The sequence below is a fragment of the Pseudonocardia sp. KRD291 genome (genome assembly GCF_019263595.1).
Lineage (GTDB): Bacteria > Actinomycetota > Actinomycetes > Mycobacteriales > Pseudonocardiaceae > Pseudonocardia.
Map to the genome: position 1 here is coordinate 1 of NZ_JADQDD010000350.1, position 5,693 is coordinate 5,693.

Consider the following 5,693-nt stretch of genomic DNA (forward strand, 5'->3'; position numbering starts at 1 on the left):
CGATCGTCACGGTGCTGTTCGTGGTGCTGGTGACCGCGTGGGCGGTGGGCTCGGCGCCGTTCTTCTGGCCGGCCTGGCCGACGTTCTGGCTGGCACTGAGCCTGTTCGTGCACTCCCGCCGGGCCGAGCGCGAGCCGCGTGAACAGCTGCCCGCGGAACTGCGGTGACCACCGCGGTCGGGGTGCGCGACCGGCGCGCCGCGCGCGGACGGGCGCTGTCGCGTCCGGCCCGGGCGACCCTGCGCGGCGGGCACGTCGTGCTCGGCGTGGCCTGGACCGGGATGGCGCTGGTGATGCTCGTGCTGCCGGCGGCGTTGCTGCTCGGCGGGGCCGGGGCGCAGACGGTGTTCGTCCTCGGGGTGATGGACGTCGTGGGCGGCACGATGATCCCGTTCGTGGCCGTCGGCACCGTGCTGACCGGGGTGGCCCTGGGGCTCGGGACGCCGTGGGGACTGGTGCGCCACCGCTGGGTCGTGGCGAAGACGGTGCTGAGCCTGCTCGTGATCGTCACGTCGGTGGCGCTGAGCACCCGGCTGCTGGCCGCGGCGCAGGACGCCGGGGGCCAGGACCCGGCCCTGCTGTGGTGGCTGGCCGGCGTCGCGGCCTCGCACCAGCTGATGCTCGTGACGGCCACCCTGCTCTCGGTGCAGAAGCCCGGTGGTCGCATCCGGTCGTTGACAGGCAACCAAAAGGTTGCATAATTGGGTCGTGACCGACGTGGACGCCGTCTTCCGGGCGCTGGCCGACCCGACCCGGCGGCTGATCCTCGACCGGTTGTACGAGCACAACGGGCAGACGCTCGGCGACCTGTGCGCGGGGACGGGGATGAGCCGCCAGGCCGTCTCCAAGCACCTCGCGCTGCTGGAGACCGCCGGGCTGGTGTCCACCGTCCGCCGCGGCCGGGAGAAGCTCCACCATCTCGACCCGGTGCCCATCCAGGAGATCCACGACCGGTGGATCGGCAAGTTCGAGCAGGCCCGGGTGCAGGCGATCACCGCCCTGCGCACCGCGCTGGAGGAATCCGATGGCACAGCCCGAGATCAGTGACCGGACCTACGTCTACACGACCTACATCGCGACCACCCGGGAGAAGGTGTTCGACGCGCTCACCACGGCCGAGTTCACCATGCAGTACTGGGGCGGCGCCGAGATCCGGTCGGACTGGCGGGTCGGCAGCCCGGTCGAGGCCCACCACCCCGACCACGAGGACTTCCTCGGCGAGGTCCTGGTCGTGGACCCGCCGCACCGGCTGTCCTACACGTTCACCGGCCGGGCCGAGAGGGAGGCGGGGCGGCCGGCGACGACCGTCGAGTTCGACATCTCGATGTTCGGTGACGAGGTCGTGAAGCTGACCGTGGTGCACACCGGGTTCACCGCGGACGACCAGGGCGAGCAGGACGCCCGCGACATCGGCGAGGGCTGGCCCGCGATCTTCGCGGCGCTCAAGACGCTGCTCGAGACCGGGTCGCCGCTGCCGGCGCCCGGCCAGTTCGCGCCGCGGACGCCGGCCCGCGCCTGAGCCGCGCCCGACCCCTCAGCGGCGGCGGCGCAGGCGGGACCACCACGAGCGGTGTTCCCGCTGCGCCGGAGCCGCCGGCGCCACCGGCACGGGCCGGACCGGACGGTCGGCACGCCACCGGGCGACGACCTCGTCCGGGTCCTGCCTGCGGATCGGGATCCGCGGGCCGGACGGGAAGCGCATGTGCTCGACGATCCGCGCGTTGAGCTCCTCCACCGCGTCGCGTACCCGCCGCTCGTCGCGCAGCGGGCGCACGGTCTCGGGCAGTCGGTCGATCTCCTTGCGCAGCTGCACCGACGGGGGCAGCAGCGCGTCGGAGGACAGGCCCTCGCGGCGCAGGAACCCGCGCACCCACCAGTTCTCGTCGAACCTGCCCTCCAGGGCGGGCAACGGTCTGCCCTTGCCGGGCAGGTCGTCGAACTCGCCGCGTTCCTGGGCCTCACGGATCTGGCGGTCGACCGCGGTCTCGTAACGCGGGTCCGGTGCGTACATCAGGCCTCCCACCTGCAGGATAGCAACGCCGGACGCCCCGTCCCAGCGTCGCGGGAGCCCGAGAACTGTCGGTGGTCCGGGCCACACTCACACCCATGGACAACACCGCGACGTTCCCCGAGGCCACCGACCTGACGCAGCACTACCCGGGCCGGCGGGTCGGGCACGAGGCCGCCCGCCGGCGGGCCGAGATGGGCCCGGGCGCCGACCGCACGTGGCGCCTCGGGGCCGACGGCGAGGAACGCACCGCACACCTGCTGGAGTCGCTGACCGGGCGCACCCGGCGCGACCGCCTCCTGCACCGGCCGCCGAGCTGGCGGGTGCTGCACTCGGTGCCGCTCGACGACGGCCGGGCCGACATCGACCACGTGCTGATCGGGCCGCCCGGGGTCTGCGTGATCAACACTCGGCACCATCGGGGCCGCCGCGTGGTGCTCGACGGGGACACCCTCGTCGTGGACGGGTTCCGGACCGACGCGGTGGCCCGGGCCCGCGCCGAGGGCGCCGTCGCCCGTGAGCTGCTGCTGCCCCGGCTCGACGCGGAGACCGGCCCGGTGCCGGTCCGGCCGGTGATCGCGGTCGTCGGCGCGGCGATGCAGGTGCGCCGGTGGCCGGACGACGTGATCGTCGCGACCGAGGGGGCGCTGGTCGCGGCGATGCGCGGCCTGACGCCGGTCCTCGACGCCCGCCGGGTCGAACGGGTGCACGACGTCGCGCGCCGGCCGGGCAGCTGGGTCGGCTGACGCGCCGCCGGAGCGGGTGCACTTCGCCACCGGGGCCTTCCGGTGCCCGGCGGCGGTCACCATGATCGGGAGGTGACTCCTCGTCGAGACGCCGGAGACCCGGCCGTGGGGCTGTACGCGGCACCGCTGACGCTCCGGCTCGACGCGGCCGACGTCGTGCGCAGGCTCGCGCACCGCGAACGGGTCACGGCCTGGGCCGGAAGCTGGTCCCGGGGCGCGCTGGTCACCTGCGACCCGGTGCGGGAGATGCCGGCCGACGCCGACCCGTTCGACGTGCTCGGCTCGGTGCCCGACCGGGGCCCGGACCCGCGGTTCCCGGACGCGGTCGGTGGCGGCTGGTTCGGCTACCTCGGCTTCGCCGCACCCGGGGACCGGCCGCGGGCGAGCCTGGCCTGGTACCGCGACGTGCTCCGGCACGACGGCGAGCGCTGGTGGTACGAGGCACTGCTCGGCCCGGACGGCGACGAGGAGGCCGCGCGGGCCCGGTGCTCGGCGCTGTCCGCCGACCTCGCTGTGCCGGCGCCGGCGGCGCGGGCCGGGATCACCGTCGAGCGGTGGCCGGACCGGGACGCCCACCTGGCCGCGGTCGAGGCCTGCATCGGCGAGATCCGCCGCGGCGAGATCTACCAGGCGAACGTCGCCTGCGAGATCGGCCTGAGCCTGCACGGCGGCGTGCACGAGGCGTGGGCCCGGCTCGTCGGGGCGCGGCCGGGGACCGGGACGCCGGCACGGGCGGCGCTGGTCGCGGACCGCGATCTGGCCGCGGTCAGCGCCAGTCCGGAGCTGTTCCTGCGCCGCGAGGGACGCGAGGTCCGCACCGACCCGATCAAGGGCACCCGGCCGCGGGACGGCGCCACCGACCTCGCCGACGCCGAGCAGCAGCGGCGCCTCGCCGGGTCGGCGAAGGACTCGGCGGAGAACGTCATGATCGTCGACCTGATGCGCAACGACCTGGCCCGGGTCTGCGCCGTCGGCAGCGTCCGGGTCGCGGGGCTGCTCTCGGTCGAGCCGCACCCCGGCGTGTGGCACCTGGTCTCGCGGGTCCGAGGACGGCTGCCGGAGGGCGCCGGCGACGGTGCGCTGCTGCGGGCGACGTTCCCGCCGGGCTCGGTGACCGGCGCGCCGAAGGTCCGCGCGGTACAGGTGATCGAGTCCCTGGAGGCGCAGCGGCGCGGGCTGTTCACCGGCGCGCTCGGCTACGCGAGCCCGCTCGCCGGGCTCGAGCTCGGCGTCACGATCCGCACCCTGGAGGTGGATCCCCCCGGACCGGACGGGACGGCCTCCGCGCGGCTCGGGGTCGGCGGCGGCATCACCGTCGACTCGGACCCGGCCGAGGAGTGGGCGGAGTGCCTGACCAAGGCCGCACCCGTGCTGGGCGCCCTGGGCGGCGGCCCGGTCCCGGCCCCGGCGGACGCCGTGCACCCGGCCCGGCGCGCGGACGGGCTGTTCGAGACGCTCGCCGCCGTCGACGGGCGGGTAGCCCGGCTCGGTGAGCACGCGGCACGCCTGCGCCGCTCCTTCCTGTCCTGCACCGGCGAGGCCCTGACCGCGGACGTCGAGGCAGCGGTCACCGACGCGACGGCCGGGCTGCACGGCCCGCTCCGGGTGCGGGTGCAGGCACGGCCGGGGCGTCCCGGCCGGGTCGAGGTCCGCGCCGTGGCGTGGACGGGCCCGGTCCCGATCACCGCGCAGCCGGGCCTGGTCATGCGGGTCCGCCACACCCCCGAGTGCGAGCCGCACAAGTTCGAGGACCGGCGATGGCTCGACGCGCACGAGGCCGCCGTCAGCGACGGGGAGACGCCCCTGCTCACCGGTCCGGACGGAGCCGTCCTGGAGAGCACCCGCTCGTCGGTGTTCCTCGTCATCGGTGCCGCGCTGCGCACCCCGCCGCTGGACGGGCGGATCCTCCCGGGGACGGCCCGACGTGCCGTCCTCGACCTGGCCGGGCCGGACCCGTCGGCGATCGCCCCGATCCGGCTCGGCGACGTCGCGGGCGCGGACGGGATGTTCCTGACCAACGCCCTGCGCGGCGTGCAGTGGGTGCGCGAGGTCCGCGACGGCGACGCCGTCGTCGCGCGCTGGTCCGCGCCCGACCCGCTCATCCTCCGGACCGCCGCCGAGCTGGCCCGCGCGACCACGTGACCGGCGCCGGCCGGCCATCGGCGCCGGCCCGCCATCGGCGTCAGCCGGCCAGGGCCAGGAGGATCGCGGCCAGGTCGTCGGGGCGGTTCTGCGGGACCATGTGGGTGGTCTCGATCTCGTGGTAGCGCCAGGCCGGGGATGCCTTCGCGTGCGCGGCCGCGGTCTCGAACGCGCCGCCGGTGACGTCCTCGAGGGTCGCCCGGACGTAGGTCCGGCCCAGCGGGCGCTCGTCGACCGGGACCGCGGTGCGGACCGGCTCGGTGAACGTCGCGACCGGCTGCTCGGAGCGGCGCGGGGCGGACCACTCGCCCTCGGCCGGGTCGTCGTAGTGCCGGGCCCGGCCCGGGACCAGCCACGGCGCGCCGAGGCCCGCCTCGCCCGACGGGGCCACCGCCGCGGCCATCGCCGGGGCCAGGTCGGAGGCGCTCTGCCCGTCGGCCGGGAGGAACGCGTCGAGGTAGACGAGCTCGCGCACCCGGTCGCCGACCTCGTCCAGCACGCCGGTGACCACCATGCCGCCGTAGGAGAACCCGAGCAGGACGATGTCGCGCAGGTCCTCGTAGAGGATCGTGTTCACGACGTCGCGCACGTGCAGCCCGAGCCCGACGTGCGGGCCGGTCAGGTGCGAGCGCTCGCCGATGCCGGTCAGCGCGGGGGTGAACACCTCGTGCCCGGCCGCGCGCAGGAGCGGTCGCAGCAGGTGGAAGCCGTGCGCGCCGCCCCAGGCGCCGTGCACGAGGACGTAGGTGGCCATGGGGGTGATCCTGCCGCAGGCCCGTCACGCGCGCGGTTCGGTGC

At 75.8% G+C, this 5,693-nt stretch carries 7 protein-coding genes; 5 read left to right on the plus strand and 2 right to left on the minus strand.

Annotated elements, in window-relative coordinates; translation table 11 throughout:
* The first annotated feature begins 163 nt into the window (after positions 1-163).
* Genes I4I78_RS29300 through I4I78_RS34040 form a run of 3 tightly spaced genes read left to right on the plus strand, consistent with a single transcriptional unit; the run spans position 164 to position 1,518 of the window.
* Positions 164-700, plus strand: coding sequence for a hypothetical protein (locus tag I4I78_RS29300; protein WP_218614748.1), 537 nt, complete (start codon positions 164-166; stop codon positions 698-700).
* Positions 701-707: 7 nt separating this feature from the next.
* On the plus strand, positions 708-1,046 hold the full coding sequence (locus tag I4I78_RS34035; protein ID WP_308252432.1) for a metalloregulator ArsR/SmtB family transcription factor: 339 nt from the start codon (positions 708-710) through the stop codon (positions 1,044-1,046).
* Entirely contained in the window at positions 1,024-1,518 is a 495-nt protein-coding gene (locus I4I78_RS34040) for an SRPBCC family protein (RefSeq protein ID WP_308252433.1), read from the plus strand. The genes I4I78_RS34035 and I4I78_RS34040 overlap by 23 nt, the downstream gene beginning before the upstream one ends.
* Before the next feature lie 15 nt (positions 1,519-1,533).
* Here the strand turns inward: I4I78_RS34040 and I4I78_RS29310 are convergent, their stop codons facing one another.
* The gene (locus I4I78_RS29310) at positions 1,534-2,010 is read right to left on the minus strand and encodes a DUF1992 domain-containing protein (protein ID WP_218614749.1); all 477 of its coding nucleotides are present in this window, start codon (positions 2,008-2,010) and stop codon (positions 1,534-1,536) included.
* Positions 2,011-2,105: 95 nt separating this feature from the next.
* Between I4I78_RS29310 and I4I78_RS29315 the strand changes: the two genes are divergently transcribed.
* Both I4I78_RS29315 and I4I78_RS29320 read left to right on the plus strand, forming a co-directional pair.
* Positions 2,106-2,753, plus strand: a complete 648-nt coding sequence (locus I4I78_RS29315) for a nuclease-related domain-containing protein (RefSeq protein ID WP_218614750.1) — start codon at positions 2,106-2,108, stop codon at positions 2,751-2,753.
* Positions 2,754-2,825: 72 nt separating this feature from the next.
* Positions 2,826-4,895 (plus strand): bifunctional chorismate-binding protein/class IV aminotransferase, encoded by a 2,070-nt coding sequence (locus I4I78_RS29320; protein ID WP_218614751.1) that lies wholly within the window; start codon positions 2,826-2,828, stop codon positions 4,893-4,895.
* Positions 4,896-4,935: 40 nt separating this feature from the next.
* Here the strand turns inward: I4I78_RS29320 and I4I78_RS29325 are convergent, their stop codons facing one another.
* Positions 4,936-5,649 carry an alpha/beta fold hydrolase gene (locus I4I78_RS29325; protein ID WP_218614752.1) on the minus strand — a complete coding sequence of 238 codons (714 nt, stop codon included), beginning with the start codon at positions 5,647-5,649 and terminating at the stop codon, positions 4,936-4,938.
* Positions 5,650-5,693 lie beyond the last annotated feature (44 nt).